Source organism: Serratia sp. 1D1416 (assembly GCF_003641105.1).
GTDB lineage: Bacteria > Pseudomonadota > Gammaproteobacteria > Enterobacterales > Enterobacteriaceae > Serratia > Serratia ficaria.
Genome location: NZ_CP032738.1, coordinates 4238773 through 4260718 on the forward strand (window position 1 = coordinate 4238773; position 21946 = coordinate 4260718).

Here is a 21946-nt window from a genome sequence, read left to right on the forward strand (position 1 = left end):
TTACTGCACCCCGCTCTGGGCGTTGCCGGTTTGCACTTCCACCGGTTTGACCGCCACGCCGGCGGCCACCTTGTTGGTGCCCTCGACGATCAGCCGATCGCCCTCTTTCAGCCCGCTGCCGATCAGCCAGCGGCTGCCGATCGTCCGTTCGGCGGTCACGGTGCGCTGCGCAACCTTGTTTTGCGCGTCCACCACCAGTGCGGTGGCTTCGCCCTTGGCGTTGCGCGTAATGCCCTGCTGCGGCGCCAGAATGGCCTGCGGATCGACGCCGTTGTCTACCTTGGCGTGCACGTACATGCCCGGCAGCAGTTCATGCTCCGGGTTGGGGAACACCGCACGCAACGTCACCGAGCCGGTGGATTCGTCGACCGACACCTCGGTCAGTTCCAGCCTGCCGTCGTGCCCATAGGGAGTGCCGTCCTCCAGCTTGATGGCCACCGGGGTCGATTCCGCATGCTGCAGCGACGCCTGCTGGCGCCGCAGCTTAAGCAACTGCGCGCTGGACTGGGTCAGATCGACGTAAATCGGATCCAGCGCGCGAATGGTGGCCAGCGCGTCGGTCTGGCTAGCGGTCACCAGCGCGCCCGGCGTCACCGAAGAAATACCGATGCGGCCGGAGATCGGCGCGCGCACCCGGGTGTATTCGAGGTTGATGCGCGACGACTCGAGCGCCGCCTGATACTGCGCCACCGAGGCCGTCGCCTCCAGGTAGCTGGCCTGCGCGTCGTCCGCATCCTGCCTGGATACGCCATTCTCCTTGACCAGCGCCGCGTAGCGTTGCGCCTTCAGGCGCGCGGATTTCACCGTCGCCTGGGCGTTTTTCAACTGGGCGGCGGCCTGATCGTAGCTGGCCTGATAGGTGGCGGGATCGATTTGATACAGCACCTGGCCGGCCTTAACCTCGGCGCCTTCGGTAAACAACCGCCGTTTGATGATGCCGTCAACCTGCGGCCGCACGTCGGAAGTCATGGTGGCGTTAACCCGGCCGGTCAGTTCGCTGCTCAGGGTCACCGGCTGACCGTGAAGCGTGACCACCCCCACTTCCTGCTCGCCGCCCGCTCCCGCAGGCGCGCCGCCGCTTTGCCCATCGCAGGCGGCCAGCAATAATGACAGGCTGACAAGAAAAATCGTTTTTCTCTGCATTGACTATCTATCCTATTGAGAATGACTATTCTCAATATATCGAATGCGGCGTTTTTAGTCTGAAAGGGTTGCGTAAGGATCCCGTAAAAGTCGGTCGCAGCGCCAGGGATTGGCGCCACAGCGCTGATCGCGGACTCATTTTGGTGCGGGCCGTTCCCGCATCAGGTGCAAAACCCGCCCGGCCACGCCTTCTGCGGCCCTAGCGCCGCCGATAAACGAACTGGCACCCTTCTTGCTTTGAGCTCTCCTGCTTATTTGGCTTATTAATCAGGGGTTACGCTTATGCTTCACCATATCAGAACGGCATTTATCATCGTCATACTCGGCATTGCCGGCGCGGCGAACGCCGCCGGGGAACGGCCGCACATCGTGATCCTGGCTACCGGCGGTACCATCGCCGGCTCCGCCGCCTCCAATACGCAAACCACCGGCTACCAGGCCGGCGCGCTGGGGGTGGATACGCTGATCGCCGCGGTGCCGGAAATGCAGAAAATCGCGCGGGTGGACGGCGAGCAAATCGCCAATATCGGCAGCGAGAACATGACCAGCGAGATATTGCTCACGCTGTCGAAGCGGGTCAACGCGCTGCTGGCGCGCGACGATGTCGATGGCGTGGTGATCACCCACGGGACGGATACCCTCGACGAGTCGCCGTACTTCCTTAACCTGACGGTGAAAAGCGACAAGCCGGTGGTGTTCACCGCCGCCATGCGCCCGGCCACCGCCATCAGCGCCGACGGCCCGATGAACCTGCTGGATGCCGTTACCGTGGCGGCCGACAAGCGCGCCGCCGGGCGCGGCGTCATGGTGGTGCTGAACGATCGCATCGGCTCCGCGCGCTTCACCAGCAAAACCAACGCCACCACCCTGGACACCTTCAAAGCGCCGGAAGAAGGCTATCTGGGCGCGATCGTCGGCGGCAAGCCGTATTTCGAAACCCGGGTGGACAAGATCCACACCCAACGCTCGGTGTTCGACGTGCGCAACCTCAGCGCCCTGCCGAAGGTCGACATCATTTACGGCTATCAGGACGATCCGGAGTACATGTATGACGCCGCCATCGCCCATAAGGTCGACGGCATTGTCTACGCCGGCACCGGCGCCGGATCGGTTTCGGTACGCAGTTCGGCCGGCATCAAAAAGGCCGAAAAGGCCGGCGTCACCGTGGTGCGCGCCAGCCGCACCGGCGGCGGCATCGTGCCGGAAGACGCCGGCCAGCCCGGCCTGGTTTCCGACTCGCTCAACCCCGCCAAGGCGCGCATTCTGCTGATGCTGGCGCTGACCAAAACCCACAATCCGCAGGTGATCCAGGACTACTTCCACGCCTACTGATGCGGCCAACCCGGTTTAACGCTTCAGGTCACGGTTCCTTATCTTGGTCAGGCGTCGCCGCCTGACCGCTGCTACCTTCAATAAAGCGCCGAAAAAGCGCTAAGCCTCTGTTTAAAAATAATTAGTTTAATTCACCTGATAATTGAATAACGCTGAAAGGATCTTCTATGTCTGTTGGCTTATTGAAAACGATAGCTCTGAGCGTGGCGCTCGCCTGCGCCGTTCCCGCCGCCTGCGCCGCCGACCTGACCGCCGGCGCGGTCGCCGCTCCCGATGAATACGCGGCCAAGGTCGCCGCGCAAACGCTGCAGGCCGGCGGCAACGCGGTCGACGCGGCGGTCGCCGTCGCCTTCACCCTGGCGGTCACCTATCCGGAGGCCGGCAATATCGGCGGCGGCGGTTTCATGACGCTGTACGTCGACGGCAAACCCTACTTCCTCGACTACCGCGAGGTCGCCCCGAAAGCCGCCGGCAAAACCATGTACCTGAACGAGAAAGGCGAAGTGATTGAAAATCTCAGCCTGGTCGGCAGCCGCGCCGCCGGGGTGCCCGGCACCGTGCTGGGGCTGTGGGAAGCGCATCGGCGCTTCGGCAAGCTGCCGTGGCCCGAACTGCTGACCCCGGCCATCGGCTATGCGCGACAAGGCTTTAAGGTGGCCGATCAGCAATACCAATACCGCGAGGACGCCAACAAGCTGTTCGCCGGCAAAACCAACTTTGGCGACTACTTCGGCAGCATGAAACCCGGCTCGGTGTTCAAACAGCCGGAGCTGGCCAAAACCCTCGAACGCATCGCCAACAAAGGCGCCGAAGACTTTTATCGGGGGGACACCGCCAGGCTGCTGGTGGCGCAGATGCAGCGCGACGGCGGCCTGATCACCCAACAGGACTTGAACGATTACCGGGTGAAATGGCGCCAGCCGATGCAGATCAGCTGGCGCGGCAACACCCTCTATACCGCCCCGCTGCCGAGCTCCGGCGGTATTGCGTTGGCGCAGCTGCTGGGCATTAAGGAAGATCGCGCCGCCGATTTCAACGGCGTGGAGCTGAACTCGGCGCGCTATATCCACCTGCTGGCGGAAATAGAAAAGCGGGTATTTGCCGATCGCGCCGATTACCTCGGCGATCCGGACTTTGCCAAGGTGCCCGAAGCGCAGCTGATCGCCCCCGACTACCTGAAAAAACGCGCCGCCGAGATCAATCCGACGGCGATCTCCCCGACCGAGAAGGTCCGCCCCGGACTGGAAACGCACCAGACCACCCACTTCTCGATCGTCGACGCCGCCGGCAACGCGGTCAGCAATACCTATACCCTCAATTGGGACTTCGGCAGCGGCGTGGTGGTCAAGGGCGCCGGATTCCTGCTGAATGACGAAATGGACGACTTCAGCGCCAAGCCGGGCGTAGCCAACGCCTTTGGCGTGGTGGGCAGCGACGCCAACGCCATCGCGCCCGGCAAGCGCATGCTCTCGTCGATGAGCCCGACCATCATCACCCGCGACGGCGAGGTCAGCCTGGTGATCGGCACGCCGGGCGGCTCGCGCATATTCACCTCGATTTTCCAGGTGATAAACAACATCTACGATTACCATCTGCCCTTGAAGCAGGCGGTGGCGGCCCAGCGCGTGCATCATCAGCTGCTGCCGAAAGACACCCTCTTCTATGACGGCTTCGCCCCCCTGCGCGGCAAAGTGGCCGACCAGCTGAAAGCCATGGGCTATGTGCTGGAAGATCAGGGCTGGAATATGGGGGACATTCAGGTTATCCGCGTCGAGGGACGCACGCCGGAAACCGCCGCGGATCCGCGCGGCCGCGGCGTGGGGCTGGTGGTGCAGAAAGAACCGAAGTAACGCGTCAGACCGCGGCCCGGACGGCAACGCCGGGCCGCGCTGTTCTGCGGATTACTTGGGGCTCACCACCGCGTTGGCTAACTCGCCATACACCAGCTGCCCGCGGAACCCGCGCCGCACCTGCTGGAACAGCTCGCGGAACGCCGGATAGTCCTGCGGCTGGCACAGCGCATCCTTGCCGCGAACGGCGTTCATTTGCAGCCGGTGGTTGACGATCACCTGTTGGCCGTCGCGCCGCCATTCCACCCGATAATCGCCCGCCGCATTGCGGAACCGCTGCCCTTTGGGCATGGCGATAATCGGCACGTCGGCCGGCAGCTGCAGGCGGTAGGTTTCATCATAGCGTTGCGCATCGCAATAGAACGGCGTTTCGTTACTCGGCGCGGCGGTCGAGGTATAAAGCGTGCGGAAAGACTTGCCGCCGGGCGGATTGGGCACCCGCATGCCGCCCACCACGCCAAAATCGACATAGTCGTCGGCCTTGAAGCGGAAGCTGAAGCCAAACGGCTTGTCAAGATCCAGCGGATCGCCGTGCATCGCCACCTGCCCGCGGCCGTCGATGCCGGAGGACGTCATAATGGACTCCTCGGCCCGCGCGCGGTTTTGCTGGTTGAGCTGCGAGAAATAACCGCGCAGATCGATCTCCTCCACCTCGCTCAGCCGGCGTTCGGTTTGACCGCGCATATTGCCGGCCTTATCGAACACGAAATCAACGCTGAGGGCGTTTCGATTGCGCAGCTCGTCGTTGCTTGGGGTGCGCGCCAGCCGGGCTTCGCGCGTCAGCAGCACCGGCGCGCCCAGATCGCCCGCCGGCAACTGGCCGAAGCGCGCCCAGGGGTTGGTCGAGTCCAGATACAGCTTGAATTCCGGCAGATAGGTAATGGCATGGTTAAAGCGCCCCAGCAGCGGCACCTTCGGCAAGATCGGGCCTTCGTCCATGCCGATCAGCACCGGTGAACTTTCGATCCCCTTGGCGGCCAACAGCGCTTCCAGCAGCACCACATGGTCCTTGCAGTCGCCGTAATGGTTGTCGAGAATGCTTTGCGCCGAATTCGGTTCCAGCCCGCCGTTGCCCAGATACACCGCCACATAACGAATATTTTGCGCCACCCAACGATAAATCGCCGCCGCCTGCTCGCGACGGTCGGTCACGCCGGCGGTGATCCGATCCGCCAGCGCCTGCACGCCCGGCGTCACCTTCGCCGCCTGGCTGGCCTTCAACTGATAGGCCTTGGCTAACTGCGGCCATTCGCGGTAGGTGCTGGCCATGATGGTTGGGCTGAAGGTCCAGCTGCCCGCCGCCCAATTCTGCGCTTTCATCGGCACGCTGCGCTGATACTGCCAGCGCCAGTGCGCCTGCCCGTCGCGGATCTGCGGTTGGTCGCCGCCCTTCACCCCGCGGGTGAAAATATTCATCGGCAGCTTGGCCGGCGCCTGCAGGCTGACTTCGGCGTCTTCAAACTGATCGAATACGCTGAAGGTTTCCCACAGGCCGAAGTAGCCGGGGAAATACGGTACCTTTTGCGTTTGGCGCACCTGATAGACGATGCGCGCGCCCGGCGCCAGGTTGGAAAACACGATGACCCGCACCTTGCGATCGGCGTACAGCGGCGCCGAGGCGCTGGAGTAGCTCTCCTGGGTGTAGATGCGATCCGGCGCAACGTCGTGGCGCTGGCCGTCGGCGGTGAGCGTATAGGCCGACACCACCTCCAGCGTCTCCATTTTTTCGCTGTAACCCAGGCGGATCTGGCCGAACTTTTCGATCGCCGCCTTGGTCTTCAGCAGGATTTCATAGCTTTCGGTCTTCACGCTGTGCGCGTTGGCCAGCACCTGATAATCGGCGCGGTAACGCAGGTAGCTGAAGTCGTTGCTGGCCGCGTCTTGCTGCGCGCCGCGATCGGCGGGTATGGCGACCTCGGCGGCCAGCAGCGTGGCGGGTTGCGCCGCCGTCAGGCCGGCGAGCAGCAGTAGAGGGGGGATGGCGATTTTCATCTTCAATCCTTGAAGGTCGTTAAAGCGGGACGGCGAGCCCCCTTGAGGCCGCCGCCAAACAGGCAGGCACACTAATATAACTGAGAATCATTTTCAATAAACGTATGGTCAACGCCGGTGATTCATCAAATCAATATCGAGCTCACCCTTGCTCAATCAGCATCACGGCGGTGGTGTCCGCCTCCAGCGCCTCAAAAATGTGCTCGCAGTCGGCCGAATAACTGATGTAATCGCCCGCCGCCAGCTCGAAGGCCCGATCGGCCGGACCCAGCCGCGCCCTGCCGCTGCAGAGGATCACATGCTCTATCGTGCCCGGCATATGCGAGCGCGAAAGGTGCGGCTCGCCCGGCTGTACCCGCAGCCGGTAAATATCGCGCTGGGCTCCCGGCGGGCAGGTCGCCAGCAAGGTGGCGGCGTAATCGGCCCGTTCGGACACCGCAGCGACCCCTTCATCGGCGCGGATCACCTGCACATGCTGACGCGGCTGCGCAATCAACCGGCTGACCGGCACGTCCAGCGCCATCGCCAACGCCCACAGGGTTTCCAGGCCGGGATTGCCGCTGCCGGTTTCCAGCTGTGAAAGTGTCGACTTGGCGATGCCGGCGCGTTTGGCCAGCTCCGTCAGCGACAGGTTCAGGCGTTCCCGCTCGCGGCGAATGGCGCTCGACAGCAGGCCGATGGGCGTCTGATTATGCGAAAGGTCATTGCTCATTGTTCACCATATCGGTCGATTGTTCGGTTTGACAAACAAACTCGTATCTGTTCATCATAATGTTCGATTGTTCATTTTAATGAATTACTCAGATTGCACAAGGGATGAATAGGATGGAAACATGCGGATAAAAATCGGCGGCACCGGGCAAATGATCCTCGCGATGACGATCTCGGGCACCGTCGGCTGGCCGGTCGTCGCGCTGGGAATGCCGGCGGTGACGGTGGTGTTTTGGCGCTGCGCGTTTGGCGCACTGGCGATGCTGGCGGTATGCGCGCTGCTGGGCCTGCTTAAGCGCGGCGCGCTGAGCGGCAGGCAACTGGGCATCGCCATGCTGGGCGGCCTGGCGCTGGTGCTGAACTGGACGCTGCTGTTCGCCGCATACGCCCACGCGTCCATCGCCGTGGCGACCGTGACCTATCACCTGCAGCCGTTTATGTTGGTCGGCCTGGGCGCGTTGTTGTTCGGCGAACGCCTGACGGCGAATCGGCTCGGCTGGCTGCTGCTGGCGTTTGGCGGCATGGTCCTGATCGTCACCGGCCATTCCGCCGGCGCCGGCCCCGACTATCTGCTGGGCGTACTGATGGCGCTGGGGGCGGCCCTGATGTATGCCGTCGCCGCCGCGATCGTCAAACAGCTGAAAAACCTGCCGCCGCAGCTGCTGGTGTTGATTCAGCTCAGCGTGGGCGCGCTGCTGTTGGCGCCGTTCGCCGGCGTCCAGGCCCCGGCGGCGCCCCGCGACTGGCTATTGCTGGCGACCCTGGGCCTGGTGCATACCGGGCTGATGTCGTTTCTGCTGTATAGCGCCATCCAGAAAATCCCCACCAGCCTGGTCGGCGCCCTGTCGTTCATTTATCCGGCGGTGGCGATCGTCGTCGACTGGGCGGTATTCGCCCACCGCCTCAGCCTGCTGCAGATGCTCGGGACCGCGGCGATACTGGGCGCCGCGGCGGGCATGAACTTCGGCTGGCGGCTGCCGCTCCCCGCCATGCGGGCCGATAAAGCCGGTTAATCCCGCTTTACGGGCAAGCAATGCAAAATAAGGTATTCGCCTTACGGCCTGAGGTGATGTTATTTATTGAGGCAGCGTTTGAGAGGGGGAATTATGTGGAATGATCGCCTGAAGCGGCGCATACGTTTCAGTTACTGGAACGAGCTGTGCGTCGTTAATAGCGCGGGGGATGGCGATTCACCATCCCCCGCCGCATTATTTCTCAGAAACGATCGATTTTCACGATGTCATCGACCGGCAGTTTGCCGATACGCGGGTAAGGCGGGCTCAGGCTTTTGCCAATCGCCACCATCAGCGCGATCTGGTAGTGATCCGGCTGGTTGATGATGGTACCCACCGCATCGAAATCAAAACCGTCCATCGGGCAGGAATCATAGCCCTGCGCCTTGGCCGCCAGCATCAGGGTTTGCGCGAAGATGCCGCTGCTGCGCATCACTTCGTCGCGCTGCACCTGCGGCTTGTCCCTGTAATACCGATCGATAGCCGGGAACATAAACTGCTGTACCGGCTGCGCCGCTGCGCCCCAGACGTTTTTCACCTGCGATTGCCAACTGGTCAGATCGCCGCACAGCACGACCAGCATCGAGGCGTCGGTGACCTGCGCCTGGCCCCACGCCGCCTCGCGGATTTTTTCACGCTGGGCGCGATCCTCGATCAACAGGGGGCGCCAGTGCTGCAGGTTAAACGCGCTCGGCGCGGCCTGCAGCGCAATGCCCAACAGCGCTTTTTTTTCTTCCAGCGTCATGCGGTGCTGCGCATCGAACTGTTTGGTGGCCCGGCGCTGCTGAATTGCTTCTAAGGTATTCATTTATTTGTCCTTGTCTCGGCTTGATTGCCCTATTGTCGCCATCGCGGCGACGCTGTCCAGCGCTTATTCGCCCGTGGCCTGCGTCAGCCTGAGCTGGGCGCCGACTATCGGCGCCGCCCGGCGCGGATCCGTCGCCGGGCGATTTCACCCTTAGCCGCCGCATGAGCCGGCATCGATCCCCCCGCCGGCTAAAGGCGAACCCGTTGTAATCCTTAAGCTAATTAATCGCTAAGCAAGGCACTATTTATAATAAGCCACCGCTTTACACTTCCGCGCGCAAATTATTATTATCGACGGGTACCCCACCGCAGAACCGATTTAAATTTTAATTATATTTCATAGCGCTACGCTCAATGCGGCGCGCTCTTTATCGCTGTCCGTCATATTGAGGAATTCGTTATGGCCGTATTCGTTGCGCCCGAACCGTGCGCTGTACCCACCGATGAATTGGCCCGCCCGATCGCCGATGATCAACAGGCGCTGGCGGCGGCGCGTCAGGTGGCTATCGCCGCCGCGCCTCACGCCGCGCTGCGCGATCGGCAACGGCAATATCCGCTGCAGGAACTGGCGCTGTTTAGCCAGTCCGGCCTCGGCGGCATTTCCATCCCGCGCGAATATGGCGGCCCCGGGCTGTCCTTTGTCACCCTCGCCGAGGTGTTTCGGCTGATTTCCGCCGTCGACCCGGCGCTGGGCCAGATCCCGCAAAACCATTTCGGCCTGATCCAACTGATCCGCGACGCCGGCAACGAAGAACAAAAACGGCGCATCTTCGCCGCGGTGCTGGCCGGCCAACGCATCGGCAACGGCGGCCCGGAGAAAAACAGCAAGCATACGCTGGACATGCACAGCCGCCTGCGCCAGACCGCCGACGGCCTGCGTTTCACCGGCGACAAGTTCTATTCCACCGGCGCGCTGTTCGCGCATATCGTCGCGGCCAAGGCCCTGGACGATCGGCAGCAGCCGGTGCTGGCGTTGATCCCGCGCCCGGCCGCCGGCCTGGAGATTGTCGACGACTGGTCGGGCATCGGCCAGCGCACCACCGCCAGCGGCACGGTGCGCCTGCGCGCGGTGCCGGTCGATGCCGACAACGTCATTCCGCTGCAGCCATTAAGCGACAAACCGACCATTCAGGGCGCGGTCTCGCAGCTGATTCAGGCCGCCATCGATGCCGGCATCGCCCAGGGCGCGCTGGATGAGGCGGCGCAGTTCATTCGCGAGCGGTCGCGCCCCTGGGTAGACGCCGGGGTCGAGCGCAACGCCGATGATCCCTACATCCTGGCCGACGTCGGCCGCCTGAGCATCGAGCTGAGCGCCGCCAACGCCCTGCTGAAGCGCGCGGCCGGTACGCTGGACCAGGTCGACCGCCGGCCGGTCACCGCCGAGAGCGCCGCCGCGGCGTCGATCGCGGTGGCCGAAGCCAAGGTGCTGACCACCGAAGTGGCGCTGCTGGCCAGCGAAAAGCTGTTCGAATGGTCCGGCAGCCGCGCCACCCTGGCGGAGCACGGCCTCGACCGCCACTGGCGCAACGCTCGCACTCACACCCTGCACGACCCGGTGCGCTGGAAATATCACGCCATTGGCGATTACTACCTCAACGGGCGCTTCCCGGCGCGCCACTCGTGGATTTAAAGGAGCCGACATGAGCACTCAGGTAACCCCGGCGCAGACGGCGCAGCGCATCACCAGCGCCGAACAGGCATTGGACACCGCACACCGCCTGGCGGAGCAGTTTGCGCCGTCCTCCGCCGAGCGCGACAGCCAGCGCCGCCTGCCGGTCGCCGAGCTGGCGACGCTGTTCGCCTCCGGCCTCGGCGCCATTACCGTGCCGCGCGAATTTGGCGGGCCGGCGCTGTCGAACGGCCTGCTGGCGCGGATTATCGCCATTATCAGCCAGGCCGACGCTTCGATCGGCCAGGTGCCGCAGAACCACTTCTACGCGCTGGAAGTGCTGCGGGTCCAGGGTTCGCCGCAGCAGCAACGGCGGCTGTATCAGGAAGCGCTGGCCGGCGTGCATTTCGGCAACGCGCTGGCGGAATTCGCCGGCAAAGCCGCCCACCATCGCAGCACCGCGCTTTACCGCCGGGGTGACCAATGGCGGCTGCGCGGCCAGAAATTTTACGCCACCGGCGCGCTGTATGCCGGCCGCATCCCGACCGCCGCCCTGGGCGAGGACGGCAAGGAGCGGTTGGTGTTTCTGCCGCGCGCCACGCCCGGCCTGACCATCACCGACGACTGGTCCGGCTTCGGCCAGCGCACTACCGGCAGCGGCAGCGTAACGTTCGCGGATTGCCCGGTCGACGAACAGGATATCGTCCCCTTCCACAGCGTCTTTGAGCGCCCGACGCCGGTCGGCCCGCTGGCGCAGATCATGCACGCCGCCATCGACCAGGGCATCGCCAAAGCCGCCTGGCAGGACATGCTGCAGTTCGTTCGCAACAGCTCACGGCCGTGGATCGACGCCGGCGTGGAGCGCGCCAGCCAGGATCCGCTGACGCTGGACCGCATCGGCAAAATTTCCGCCCGCATTCAGGCCGGCGACGCCCTGCTGGAGGCCGCCGGCGAGGCGGTCGACGCGGCGCAGCGCCACAGCGACGAACAAAGCGTGGCGCTGGCGTCGATCGAAGTGGCCAAGGCGCGCGCCTGGACCACCGAGGTGGCGCTGGCCGCCGGCAACCTGTTGTTTGAACTGGCCGGCAGCCGCGCCACGCTGCGGGAACACAACCTCGATCGCCACTGGCGCAACGCCCGCACCCACACGCTACACGATCCGGTGCGCTGGAAGTACCCGGCGATCGGCGACTATCTGTTGAACGGCGTGCTGCCGCCGCGCCGGGGGACCCTGTAATGAGCCAGCCCGCTAAAGAGATCCTGCTGAACGCCTTCAACATGAACTGCGTCGGCCATATTCATCACGGCATGTGGACCCATCCGCAGGACCGATCCACCGAATTCAACCAGCTCGACTACTGGACCGAACTGGCGCGGCTGCTGGAGCGCGGGCTGTTCGACGGGCTGTTTATCGCCGACATTCTCGGCGTTTACGACGTCTACCAACAAAACATCGCCCTGACCGCCAGCGAGTCCATCCAACTGCCGGTCAACGATCCGCTGCTGCTGGTGTCGGCGATGGCCGCGGCGACGCAGCATCTCGGCTTCGGCATCACCGCCAACCTCAGCTATGAGGCGCCTTATCCGTTCGCCCGTCGCCTGTCGACGCTGGATCACCTGACCCAGGGGCGCATCGGCTGGAATATCGTCACCGGCTATCTGGACAGCGCCGCCCGCGCCATGGGCCTGACCGAACAGGTCAGCCACGATCGCCGCTACGATCAGGCCGACGAGTTTCTCGACGTCGCCTATCAGCTGTGGGAAGGCAGTTGGGAAGACGATGCGGTGCTGGCCGACCGCCAGCGGCGCGTCTACGCCGATGCCGGCAAGATCCATAAGGTGATCCATCGCGGCGAGTTCTATCAGGTCGAAGGCTATCATCTGTCGTCGCCTTCGCCGCAGCGCACCCCGCTGCTGTTCCAGGCCGGCAGTTCGGCGCGCGGCATACGGTTCGCCGCCCGCCACGCCGAGTGCAGCTTCGTTAACGGCGCCACCCCGGCGGCGATGAAGGCGCAGGTGGATAAGCTGCGCGCCGCCGCGGTGGCCGCCGGCCGTCGGCGCCAGGATCTGAAGGTGTTCATGGGCCTCGGGGTGATTGTGGCGCCCACCGCCGCCGAAGCGCAGGACAAATACCGCGAGTACCTGCGCTACGCCAGCCCGGAGGCCGGCATCGCCCACTTCTCCAGCTCTACCGGCATCGATCTGGCGCGCTTCGGGCTGGACGAGCCGATCCAGGCCGGGCCGACGCAGGCCATCGAATCGGTGAGCCAAACCTATCGCGGCTGGACCCGCCGCCAGCTGCTGGAGCAGCACGCCATGGGCGGGCGCTATCCGCTGGTGGTGGGCGATCCGCAGCAGGTGGCCGACGCGCTGCTGCAGTGGGTCGACCAGGCCGATATCGACGGCTTCAACCTGACGCGCATCGTCAACCCGGGCAGCTACCGCGACTTCATCGATTTGGTGGTGCCCGAGCTGCAATCCCGCGGCCGTTATAAAACCGCCTACCGCCCCGGCAGCCTGCGGCAAAAGCTGTTCCGGCAGCAGGACCGGCTGCCCGCCAGCCACCCGGCGGCGAGCTGGCGCCTGCCTTCCCCCTTGTCCGCCTGAGCGGCTTATTTTCTTTTTTGAAGGAACGACACCATGACAATACGAAACCTGATGTTCTCGGCCCTGCTGGCGTTTTCCGCCGGCGCCGCCGCAGCCGATGATTACGGCGCTGCGCTGAAGGTCGGCACCACCGCCGCCTTCGCTCCGCCGCTGGAAGTGGCGGCGGAAGAAGCCGGCAAGCAAGGGCTGAAGGTGGAAATCATCGAATTCAGCGATTGGACTGCGCCCAACGTCAGCCTGGAAAACGGCGATATCGACGTCAACCTGTTCCAGCACCTGCCGTTCCTCAACAACGCCAACAAAGAAGGCAATTTCCATTTGGTGGCCTATGCCCCGGCGATCATCAACAACGTCGGGCTGTATTCCAAAAAACACAAAAGCCTCGCCGAATTGCCGGACGGCGCCCGCGTGGCGATCGCCAATGACGTGATCAACGGCGGCCGCGGCCTGCTGCTGTTGCAAAAGGCCGGGCTGATCACGCTGAAGCCCGGCGTCGGCATCCAGGCCACCCAGGCGGATATCGTCAGCAACCCCAAACACATCGAAATCACCGAGGTGGAAGCGGTGCAGCTGGCGCGCACCCTGGACGAAGTGGATCTGGCGCAGGGCTATCCGCACTATCTGAAGCTGTCCGGCACCGTCGATCCGGCCAGCGCCCTGTTGTTCGACGGGCTGGAAAACCCGGAGTACGTGATTCAGTTCGTGATCCGCGACGGCCACCAGGGCGATCCGCGGCTGCGCAAGTTTGTCGACGTCTATCAGCACTCGCCGGTGGTGCGCGCAAAATTGGACAGTTTCTACGGCAAGCTGTATCAGCCCGGCTGGAGCCAGTAGCCTATGTCCAGCCTGATCTTGTCCAACCCGGAGGCCATGGCGGCGGATGACGTCGTGCGCTGTCGGGATGAGGTCCATCTGCGCTTCAGCGGCCTCAGCAAACGCTACGCCGGCCAGCAAACCGAGGCGTTGAGGGATATCAACCTGAGCATTTTGCGGGGTGAAATCTTCGGCATTATCGGCCGCAGCGGCGCCGGCAAGTCTTCGCTGATCCGCACCATCAATCGGCTGGAGCGCCCCAGCGGCGGCAGCGTACAGGTCGACGGCGTGGATATCGGCCAATTGAACGAAGATCGGTTGGTGAGCTATCGGCGGCGCACCGGCATGATTTTCCAGCACTTCAACCTGCTGTCGGCCAAAACGGTGCGGCAAAACATCGAGCTGCCGCTGCGGGTGGCCGGCGTGCCCGCCGCCGAACGGCGGCAACGGGTGGAAGCGCTGCTGGCGCTGGTTGGGCTGGAGGCTTACCCGGACGCCTTTCCGGCGCAGCTGTCCGGCGGCCAAAAGCAACGGGTCGGCATCGCCCGGGCGCTGGTGCATAACCCGGAACTGCTGCTGTGCGACGAGGCCACCTCGGCGCTGGATCCGGAAACCACCCGCGCCATTCTGGCGCTGCTGCAGCGCATCAACCGCGAGTTCAATATCACCATCGTTTTGATCACCCACGAGATGGAGGTGATCCACGATATCTGCCACCGGGTGGCGGTGCTGGAGCGCGGCGAGATTATCGAATGCGGCCCGGTGTGGCAGGTGTACGGCAATCCGCAGCAGGCGACCACGCGCGTCCTGCTGACGCCGGCGCACGATCGCCTGCCGGAGTCGCTGACAGGCCGTCTCAGCCCCGAGCCGCCGGCGCCGGACGCACCGCTGTTGATCCGGCTGCGCTATCGCGGCCAGGGCGCTTCGCTGGAGCTGAATCAGGTGCTGGCGGCGTTCGGCGGCCGCGTGACGCTGGTGGAAAGCGCCATCGAGCATATTCAGGGCCACGCCGTCGGGTATCTGCTGATTACCGTGACGCCGTCACCTTCCGTTCAGGCAATTTCACCGGCGCTGGCCGACGATGTGGAGGTATTGGGTTATGTCGCTGCTGCTTGACCGGCTGTGGGCCGGATTTCTCGATACGCTGCTGATGGTGGGCGTGTCTTCCCTGCTGGCGCTGGCGCTCGGCCTGCCGTTGGCTGTGGTGCTGGTGGTCAGCGGACGCGGCGGGCTGTATGAGCGGCCGGGCATCCAGCGCGTGCTGGGCTGGCTGGTGAATCTGTTCCGCTCGATCCCCTTTTTGATCCTGATGGTGGCGCTGATCCCCTTCACCCGCCTGATCGTCGGCACCTCGTACGGCGTCTGGGCGGCGGTGGTGCCGCTGACCATCGCCGCCATGCCGTTTTTCGCGCGCATCGCCGAGGTCAGCCTGCGCGAAGTGGACCACGGCCTGATCGAAGCGGCGCAGGCGATGGGCTGCCGACGCGGGCATATCATCCGCCACGTGCTGTTGCCCGAGGCGCTGCCCGGCATCGTCAGCGGCTTCACCATCACCCTGGTCACCATGATCAACGCCTCCGCCATGGCCGGCGCCATCGGGGCCGGCGGGCTGGGCGACCTGGCCTACCGCTACGGCTATCAGCGCTTCGATACCCAGGTGATGCTGACGGTGATCCTGGTGCTGGTGGCGCTGGTCACCCTGCTGCAATTTTTTGGCGATCGGCTGTCTCGCCGGTTGAACCACCGTCAATAAGGAACATCGCGATGAAAATTTTTACCGCCCCGCTGTTCGCCGCCCTGCTGCTGGGGGCGCTCAGCCTGTCGGCCGCGGCGCAGGAAAAACCGCAGCAAATCACCATCGGCTACCAGAAGGCCAACATTTTCGCGCTGCTGAAATACCGCGGCACGCTGGAGAAAGCCCTCGCGCCGCAGGGCATCAAGGTGCGCTGGATAGAATTCCCCGCCGGCCCGCAGATGCTGGAGGGCCTGAACGTCGGCAGCATCGATCTGGCGGCGACCGGCGACGCGCCGCCGGCCTTTGCCCAGGCGGCCAAGGCCGATCTGGTGTATCTGGCGCACTCGCCGCCCAGCCCGAAAACCGAGGCCATCGTGGTGCCGCAGGATTCGCCGATCAAAACCGTCGCCGACCTGAAAGGCAAACGCGTGGCGCTGAACAAGGGTTCCGACGTCAACTACCTGCTGGTGAGCGCGCTGGATCAGGCCGGGCTGAGCTATAAGGACATCACGCCGGTGTACCTGCCGCCGAGCGACGCGCGCGCCGCCTTCCAGCGCGGCAGCGTCGACGCCTGGGCGATCTGGGATCCCTTCTACGCCGAAGTGCAAACCCACGCCAACGCCCGGCTGCTGAAAGACGCCGAGGGGCTGGTGCCGCATTACACCTTTTACCTCGCCAGCCGCCACTTCGCCGACACCTATCCGGACAGCGCGAAGCAGGTGATCCAACAGCTGAGTGAGCTGAGCGACTGGGCCAACGCGCATCAGGAGGAGGCGGCGAAGATCCTGGCGCAGAGCACCGGGCTGGAGCAGGCCATCTGGGCCAAGGCCATCGCCCGCATGCCGTTCGGCAGCCAGCGCATGACGCCGGAGGTGTTCAGCCAGCAGCAGCGGCTGGCCGACAGGTTCACCGCCATCGGGCTGTTGCCGGTGAAGGTGGACATTAACGCTGCCCGCTGGTCGGAAGACAAGTAACCCACTGAATAAATTTGCATTAATTTAACTATAGAAAGCAAAATCCGGCATTTGTCGCCGCCGGTTTTTTGCTTATCATGGCGACGCGCGATGAGAGTCCTCCATCGCGCGTCTTCCGGAATTTTTGTCCTTGTTTCGTTCGTCGTGAACCCTTTGCCGCACTTCTGTCGTGCGGTTTTTCTTTTTTAGCCCTGCGCGTGTTACGCCCCGCTGTTACCCGCCGCCTGTTCGGCCCTCCTTCAGCGCACTAAAGGTGAAAAAAACCGCCGTGCGGCAATTTTTCGCCGTCTTTTTAACGGCATGCCCGCTATTTTCCACCCGGCGATCACATTACGGGTAACAGCCTTTTTTAACATCCTTCAGCGTGATATCCGTCGCAAAAAAGCCCGGCGAAAACCGCTTTGATAACAATAACGAAACAACAACCTTTTCTCGACAGGTAAAAATGATGACCGATACCCCGCATGATGTGCTGTTGATGGCCCCGGTGATGGCCAACCTGCTGGAACGCCTGGAGGGCGATTTCCGGCTGCATCGTCTCTACGAACAGGACGACCCGCACGCTTACCTGGCCGAACACGGCGGCGCAATCACCGCGCTGGTGACCCGCGGCGACGTGGGCGTCGCCACGCCGGTGCTGGAACAGCTGCCGCGGCTGGGGTTGATCGCCGTATTCGGCGTCGGCACCGACGGCATCGATCTGGACTACGCCCGCCGGCACGGCATTGCGGTAACCATCACCTCCGGCGCGCTGACCGAAGACGTGGCGGACATGGCGCTGGGCCTGCTGCTGGCCACCGCGCGCCAGCTGTGTCACTACGATCGCTTTGTGCGCGCAGGCCGTTGGCTGCAGGAAGCGCCGGGGTTGACCACCCGGGTGAGCGGCAAGCGCCTCGGTATTTTCGGCATGGGCAATATCGGCCGCGCCATCGCCCAGCGCGCCGCCGGCTTCGATATGCGCATCCAATACGCCAGCCGCCGCCGGCACAGCAGCCTGCCCTACGCCTACTACCCCGACCTGCCGGCGTTGGCGCGTGAGAGCGACTTTTTGATCGTCGCCGTCGCCGGCGGCAAAGAGACCGCCGGCCTGGTGGATAAGGCGGTGTTCGACGCGCTGCCCAACCATGCGCTGGTGATCAACATCGCCCGCGGCAGCGTGGTCAATCAACCGGACTTGATCGCCGCGCTGCAAAGCGGCGCCATCGCCGGCGCCGGGCTGGACGTCTACGCCGACGAGCCGCAGGTGCCCGCCGCACTGCTCGCCATGGAACAGGTGGTGCTGCAGCCGCACGTCGGCAGCGGCACCCATGAAACCCGGCAGAAAATGAGCGACATCGTGTTCGCCAACGTCAGCGCCTTCTTCAACCGCGAGCCGTTGCCCCACGCCATCGAGTAACGCTTTTTTCATTAGCGCCGACCAACAGAACCGCGTTGTCCCCGGATAACGCGCTCTTCCCCGTGCCTGCAAAGAGAGAAAGCCATGGATAAGAAAATACCCAATACCCGCTGGCTGCGGGTCATCGCCCCGATCCTGATCGCCTGCATCATTTCTTTTATGGACCGCGTCAACATCAGCTTCGCGCTGCCCGGCGGCATGGAAAGCGACCTGGGCATCACCAGCCAGATGGCCGGTCTGGCCAGCGGCATCTTCTTTATCGGCTATCTGTTTTTGCAGGTGCCCGGCGGCCGGATTGCGGTCAACGGCAGCGGCAAGCGCTTCATCGCCTGGTCGCTGTGCGCCTGGGCGGTGGTGTCGGTGGCGACCGGCTTCGTCACCAACCATTATCAACTGCTGCTGTTACGCTTCGTGTTAGGGATTTCCGAAGGCGGCATGCTGCCGGTGGTGCTGACCATGATCAGCAACTGGTTCCCTGAGCGGGAAATCGGCCGCGCCAACGCCTTCGTGATGATGTTTGCGCCGCTGGGCGGCATGCTGACCGCACCGGTCTCCGGCGCCATCATCAACCAGCTCGACTGGCGCTGGCTGTTTATCCTCGAAGGCCTGCTGTCCCTGGTGGTGCTGGCCGTCTGGTGGCTGCTGATCAGCGACCGGCCGCAGGAGGCGCGCTGGCTGCCGGCCCGCGAACGCGACTACCTGATTACCGAGCTGACGCGCGAGCGCCAGGCACGCAGCAAAACCCAGCCGGTCAGCAACGCGCCGCTGAAAGACGTATTCCGCAACCGTGGGCTGATGAAGTTGGTGCTGCTGAACTTCTTCTACCAAACCGGCGATTACGGCTACACCCTGTGGCTGCCGACCATCCTGAAGAACCTCACCGGCGGCAGCATGGCCTCGGTCGGTTTCCTGGCTATCCTGCCGTTCGTCGCCACCCTGCTGGGCATTTACCTGATTTCGGTGCTCACCGACAAAACCGGCAAGCGCCGCCTGTGGGTGATGGTGTCGCTGTTCTGCTTCGCCGGCGCCCTGCTGGCCTCGGTGATGCTGCGCCACAACGTGGTCGCCGCCTATATCGCCCTGGTGGTGTGCGGGTTCTTCCTGAAGGCCGCCACTAGCCCGTTCTGGTCGATGCCGGGGCGCATCGCCTCGGCGGAAGTGGCCGGCGGCGCGCGCGGGGTGATCAACGGCCTGGGCAATCTGGGCGGTTTCTGCGGGCCGTATCTGGTCGGCGTGATGATCTACCTGTACGGCCAGAATGTGGCGGTGTGCGCCCTGGCGGCCTCGTTGATTATCGCCGGCCTGATCGCCTGGCGGCTGCCGGCCGCCTGCGACCTGACCGCCAACCCAGCGGCGGAGGATGCGCCGCTGGGCGAGGCCAAACGCGTCTGACGGGCAACGGAAACCACGAGCGGGCTGCGGCAAAATTTGCTATGTTAGCCCGCTGATTAGCTTCCCGTTGTTAGCCGCCGGACAGATCCATGTTTACCCATAAAGCAATCGCCGAACTCAATGCTCTGGAGCTGATGGTTTATAACTACGTCAGCAAAAACAAAAATCAGGTGATGTACATGACCATCCGCGAGCTGGCCGAGGCCGCCGGGGTGTCCACCACCACCGTACTGCGCTTTTGCAAGAAGATGGGCTGCGAGGGCTATTCCGAATTCCGCATTCGCTTCAGACTGTACCTCGAACAAAGCGAAGTGCTGCCGGCCGATTCCGGCGCCGGTGAAATCATCAGCTTTTTCAAAAGCGTCAACAACGACGAATTCAATCAGCTGATCGACCAGGCGGTGCGGCATATTTCAGCCGCCGAGCGCATTATTTTCGTCGGCATCAGTACCTCCGGCGCGCTGGGGAAATATGGCGCGCGTTTCTTTTCCAACGTGGGGAAATTCAGCACCCACATCGACGATCCTTATTATCCGATTAACAGCGACATGTATAAAGACGCCGTGGCGATCGTGCTGTCGGTCTCCGGCGAAACCGAAGAGATCCTGCGACTGGCCAGCCAGTTCAGCCTGCATCACTGTAAAATCATCAGCATCACCAACAACGAAACCTCTTCGCTGGCGCGGCTGGCGGACTTCAACCTCTCCTACCACGTGCCTCAGTATCTGATCGGCGGCCAGCACAATATCACCACCCAAATCCCGGTTATTTACCTTATTGAAACCATCGGCAAACGCCTGGGGTTAATTAATGCGGCAAAATAAAACAGGCTGTTTTTTTAATGTGACAAATTACCTCGAACGGTAATTTGTTATATCGTGACAATCATTCCACTGTTGCTACTATATTCTCAGACGCTAACTACATAGCCTTTCATTAATAAACCAATGAGAACCTGACGATGAAACAGCAACGCTTGCCGAAAGATTTTCTGTGGGGGGGCGCGGTCGCCGCGCACCAGGTCGAGGGCGGTTGGGATCGGGGCGGCAAAGGCCCAAGCATCGCCGACGTGCTGTCCGGCGGCGCGCACGGCGTAGACCGCGTGATGACCGACGGCGTGCTCGACGGCTACCGCTACCCTAACCACCAGGCGGTGGATTTCTACGGCCGCTATAAACAGGACATCGCGCTGTTCGCCGAAATGGGCTTCAAATGCTTCCGCACCTCGATCGCCTGGACGCGCATCTTCCCGCAGGGCGACGAGCCGGAGCCGAACGAAGCCGGCCTGCAGTTTTACGACGATCTGTTCGACGAACTGCTGAAGCACGGCATCCAGCCGGTGATCACCCTGTCCCACTTCGAAATGCCCTACCATCTGGTGAAAGCCTACGGCGGCTGGAAGAACCGCCAGGTCGTGGAGTTCTTCGTGCGCTTCAGCGAAGTGGTGATGCGCCGCTATCGGCACAAAGTGAAATACTGGATGACCTTCAACGAGATCAACAACCAGAGCAACTACCGGTATCCGCTGTTCGGCTACTGCTGCTCCGGCGTGGATTACACCCGGGAAGAAAACCCGGAACAGGCGCTGTATCAGGTGCTGCACCACCAGTTCGTCGCCAGCGCGCAGGTGGTTAAGCTCGGCCATCAGATCAACCCCGAGTTCAAAATCGGCTGCATGCTGGCCTGCGTGCCCTTCTACCCGTACTCCTGCAAGCCGGACGACGTGATGTACGCCGTCGAGGCGATGCACCAGCGCTACCTGTACACCGACGTGCAGGTGCGTGGCTACTACCCGTCCTACCTGCTGCGCGACTGGGAACGCAAAGGACTGCGGATTGAGATGCAGCCGCAGGACGAACAAATCCTGCGCGAAGGCTGCACCGACTACATCGGCTTCAGCTATTACATGAGCAATGCGCTGCAGGCCGACGCGGTCAGCAACAGCGACGGCATGTTCGGTTTCCCCGGCAACGTGCCCAACCCGCACGTCAAGGCTTCCGACTGGGGCTGGCAGATCGACCCGGTCGGGCTGCGTTACTCGCTCAACGTGCTGTATGAGCGCTATCAGAAGCCGCTGTTTATCGTCGAGAACGGCTTCGGCGCATTCGACAAGGTCGAGGCCGACGGCCGGATCGACGACGACTATCGCATCGACTACCTGCGCGCCCATATCGAAGAGATGAAGAAGGCGGTGATCGACGACGGCGTGGATCTGATCGGCTACACCCCCTGGGGCTGCATCGACTGCGTATCCTTCACCACCGGCGAATACGGCAAACGCTACGGCTTTATCTACGTCGACAAACACGACGACGGCACCGGCACCCTCGCGCGTTCGCGCAAGAAGAGCTTCGACTGGTACCGCCGGGTGATCGCCAGCAACGGCGAACGGCTGTAAATCTCTCTGCCTTTCAGGGGCGGCTTCCGCCCCTTTTTTACGCCCGGAACATAACCTTGAGTTATGCAACCTGCGGCGAAATTTCACTTTCTTGTAACACTTTGGCCTGCGTAGACTCGGGATGGGGGGCGGTTTCCCCTACGCGCTGACATAACAACTCAACACCTCAGCCCT

The 21946-nt window shown here is 63.1% G+C and carries 18 protein-coding genes; 14 read left to right on the top strand and 4 right to left on the bottom strand.

What is annotated here, in order from left to right; all coding sequences use genetic code 11:
• The gene (locus D7I37_RS20490) at window positions 1-1143 is read right to left on the bottom strand and encodes an efflux RND transporter periplasmic adaptor subunit (RefSeq protein ID WP_129544259.1); all 1143 of its coding nucleotides are present in this window, start codon (window positions 1141-1143) and stop codon (window positions 1-3) included.
• Window positions 1144-1425: 282 nt separating this feature from the next.
• On the opposite strand from D7I37_RS20490, the gene D7I37_RS20495 reads away from it, so the two are divergent.
• Complete coding sequence (locus tag D7I37_RS20495) at window positions 1426-2475, top strand: type II asparaginase (RefSeq protein WP_061795261.1); 1050 nt, start codon at window positions 1426-1428, stop codon at window positions 2473-2475.
• Between the two features lie 167 nt (window positions 2476-2642).
• Window positions 2643-4325 (top strand): gamma-glutamyltransferase, encoded by a 1683-nt coding sequence (gene ggt / locus D7I37_RS20500; protein WP_061795260.1) that lies wholly within the window; start codon window positions 2643-2645, stop codon window positions 4323-4325.
• A gap of 51 nt (window positions 4326-4376) precedes the next feature.
• Here the strand turns inward: ggt and D7I37_RS20505 are convergent, their stop codons facing one another.
• A complete protein-coding gene (locus tag D7I37_RS20505) occupies window positions 4377-6317 on the bottom strand; it encodes a DUF3857 domain-containing protein (RefSeq protein ID WP_129544260.1) in 1941 nt (646 codons plus the stop codon).
• A 142-nt stretch (window positions 6318-6459) separates the two neighbouring features.
• Window positions 6460-7029, bottom strand: coding sequence for a helix-turn-helix domain-containing protein (locus tag D7I37_RS20510; RefSeq protein WP_129544261.1), 570 nt, complete (start codon window positions 7027-7029; stop codon window positions 6460-6462).
• Between the two features lie 121 nt (window positions 7030-7150).
• Here D7I37_RS20510 and D7I37_RS20515 point away from each other — a divergent pair, with 121 nt between their 5' ends.
• Window positions 7151-8041: a DMT family transporter gene (locus tag D7I37_RS20515; RefSeq protein ID WP_095097614.1), complete on the top strand. Its 891-nt coding sequence runs from the start codon at window positions 7151-7153 to the stop codon at window positions 8039-8041.
• 202 nt (window positions 8042-8243) lie between these two features.
• Here the strand turns inward: D7I37_RS20515 and D7I37_RS20520 are convergent, their stop codons facing one another.
• A complete protein-coding gene (locus D7I37_RS20520) occupies window positions 8244-8849 on the bottom strand; it encodes a nitroreductase family protein (protein ID WP_061795258.1) in 606 nt (201 codons plus the stop codon).
• Window positions 8850-9248: 399 nt separating this feature from the next.
• Between D7I37_RS20520 and D7I37_RS20525 the strand changes: the two genes are divergently transcribed.
• From D7I37_RS20525 to D7I37_RS20575, 11 genes are all read left to right on the top strand, one after another.
• Window positions 9249-10478 (top strand): SfnB family sulfur acquisition oxidoreductase, encoded by a 1230-nt coding sequence (locus tag D7I37_RS20525; RefSeq protein WP_061795257.1) that lies wholly within the window; start codon window positions 9249-9251, stop codon window positions 10476-10478.
• Window positions 10479-10488: 10 nt separating this feature from the next.
• Complete coding sequence (locus D7I37_RS20530; protein ID WP_129544262.1) at window positions 10489-11694, top strand: SfnB family sulfur acquisition oxidoreductase; 1206 nt, start codon at window positions 10489-10491, stop codon at window positions 11692-11694.
• Window positions 11694-13064 (top strand): LLM class flavin-dependent oxidoreductase, encoded by a 1371-nt coding sequence (locus tag D7I37_RS20535; RefSeq protein ID WP_095097623.1) that lies wholly within the window; start codon window positions 11694-11696, stop codon window positions 13062-13064. Before D7I37_RS20530 ends, D7I37_RS20535 begins: the two co-directional genes overlap by 1 nt.
• A gap of 33 nt (window positions 13065-13097) precedes the next feature.
• Window positions 13098-13898, top strand: a complete 801-nt coding sequence (locus D7I37_RS20540; protein WP_061795254.1) for a MetQ/NlpA family ABC transporter substrate-binding protein — start codon at window positions 13098-13100, stop codon at window positions 13896-13898.
• A gap of 3 nt (window positions 13899-13901) precedes the next feature.
• On the top strand, window positions 13902-14993 hold the full coding sequence (locus D7I37_RS20545; protein ID WP_083950334.1) for a methionine ABC transporter ATP-binding protein: 1092 nt from the start codon (window positions 13902-13904) through the stop codon (window positions 14991-14993).
• A complete protein-coding gene (locus tag D7I37_RS20550) occupies window positions 14977-15630 on the top strand; it encodes a methionine ABC transporter permease (protein WP_061795253.1) in 654 nt (217 codons plus the stop codon). Before D7I37_RS20545 ends, D7I37_RS20550 begins: the two co-directional genes overlap by 17 nt.
• An 11-nt stretch (window positions 15631-15641) precedes the next feature.
• Complete coding sequence (locus D7I37_RS20555; RefSeq protein ID WP_095097630.1) at window positions 15642-16586, top strand: sulfonate ABC transporter substrate-binding protein; 945 nt, start codon at window positions 15642-15644, stop codon at window positions 16584-16586.
• 445 nt (window positions 16587-17031) lie between these two features.
• Window positions 17032-17982 (top strand): 2-hydroxyacid dehydrogenase, encoded by a 951-nt coding sequence (locus tag D7I37_RS20560; protein WP_061795251.1) that lies wholly within the window; start codon window positions 17032-17034, stop codon window positions 17980-17982.
• Between the two features lie 84 nt (window positions 17983-18066).
• Window positions 18067-19374, top strand: a complete 1308-nt coding sequence (locus D7I37_RS20565; protein ID WP_129544263.1) for an MFS transporter — start codon at window positions 18067-18069, stop codon at window positions 19372-19374.
• An 89-nt stretch (window positions 19375-19463) separates the two neighbouring features.
• Window positions 19464-20198, top strand: coding sequence for a MurR/RpiR family transcriptional regulator (locus tag D7I37_RS20570; protein ID WP_061795249.1), 735 nt, complete (start codon window positions 19464-19466; stop codon window positions 20196-20198).
• A 137-nt stretch (window positions 20199-20335) separates the two neighbouring features.
• Window positions 20336-21772 (top strand): 6-phospho-beta-glucosidase, encoded by a 1437-nt coding sequence (locus D7I37_RS20575; RefSeq protein ID WP_095097636.1) that lies wholly within the window; start codon window positions 20336-20338, stop codon window positions 21770-21772.
• The last annotated feature ends 174 nt before the right edge of the window (window positions 21773-21946 follow it).

What these genes read in the sequence shown, in the direction of transcription:
- D7I37_RS20490 (WP_129544259.1), bottom strand. Translation starts at nt 1,143, where the DNA reads ATGCAGAGAAAAACGATTTTTCTTGTCAGCCTGTCATTATTGCTGGCC.
- D7I37_RS20495 (WP_061795261.1), top strand. Translation starts at nt 1,426, where the DNA reads ATGCTTCACCATATCAGAACGGCATTTATCATCGTCATACTCGGCATT.
- ggt (WP_061795260.1), top strand. Translation starts at nt 2,643, where the DNA reads ATGTCTGTTGGCTTATTGAAAACGATAGCTCTGAGCGTGGCGCTCGCC.
- D7I37_RS20505 (WP_129544260.1), bottom strand. Translation starts at nt 6,317, where the DNA reads ATGAAAATCGCCATCCCCCCTCTACTGCTGCTCGCCGGCCTGACGGCG.
- D7I37_RS20510 (WP_129544261.1), bottom strand. Translation starts at nt 7,029, where the DNA reads ATGAGCAATGACCTTTCGCATAATCAGACGCCCATCGGCCTGCTGTCG.
- D7I37_RS20515 (WP_095097614.1), top strand. Translation starts at nt 7,151, where the DNA reads ATGCGGATAAAAATCGGCGGCACCGGGCAAATGATCCTCGCGATGACG.
- D7I37_RS20520 (WP_061795258.1), bottom strand. Translation starts at nt 8,849, where the DNA reads ATGAATACCTTAGAAGCAATTCAGCAGCGCCGGGCCACCAAACAGTTC.
- D7I37_RS20525 (WP_061795257.1), top strand. Translation starts at nt 9,249, where the DNA reads ATGGCCGTATTCGTTGCGCCCGAACCGTGCGCTGTACCCACCGATGAA.
- D7I37_RS20530 (WP_129544262.1), top strand. Translation starts at nt 10,489, where the DNA reads ATGAGCACTCAGGTAACCCCGGCGCAGACGGCGCAGCGCATCACCAGC.
- D7I37_RS20535 (WP_095097623.1), top strand. Translation starts at nt 11,694, where the DNA reads ATGAGCCAGCCCGCTAAAGAGATCCTGCTGAACGCCTTCAACATGAAC.
- D7I37_RS20540 (WP_061795254.1), top strand. Translation starts at nt 13,098, where the DNA reads ATGACAATACGAAACCTGATGTTCTCGGCCCTGCTGGCGTTTTCCGCC.
- D7I37_RS20545 (WP_083950334.1), top strand. Translation starts at nt 13,902, where the DNA reads ATGTCCAGCCTGATCTTGTCCAACCCGGAGGCCATGGCGGCGGATGAC.
- D7I37_RS20550 (WP_061795253.1), top strand. Translation starts at nt 14,977, where the DNA reads ATGTCGCTGCTGCTTGACCGGCTGTGGGCCGGATTTCTCGATACGCTG.
- D7I37_RS20555 (WP_095097630.1), top strand. Translation starts at nt 15,642, where the DNA reads ATGAAAATTTTTACCGCCCCGCTGTTCGCCGCCCTGCTGCTGGGGGCG.
- D7I37_RS20560 (WP_061795251.1), top strand. Translation starts at nt 17,032, where the DNA reads ATGATGACCGATACCCCGCATGATGTGCTGTTGATGGCCCCGGTGATG.
- D7I37_RS20565 (WP_129544263.1), top strand. Translation starts at nt 18,067, where the DNA reads ATGGATAAGAAAATACCCAATACCCGCTGGCTGCGGGTCATCGCCCCG.
- D7I37_RS20570 (WP_061795249.1), top strand. Translation starts at nt 19,464, where the DNA reads ATGTTTACCCATAAAGCAATCGCCGAACTCAATGCTCTGGAGCTGATG.
- D7I37_RS20575 (WP_095097636.1), top strand. Translation starts at nt 20,336, where the DNA reads ATGAAACAGCAACGCTTGCCGAAAGATTTTCTGTGGGGGGGCGCGGTC.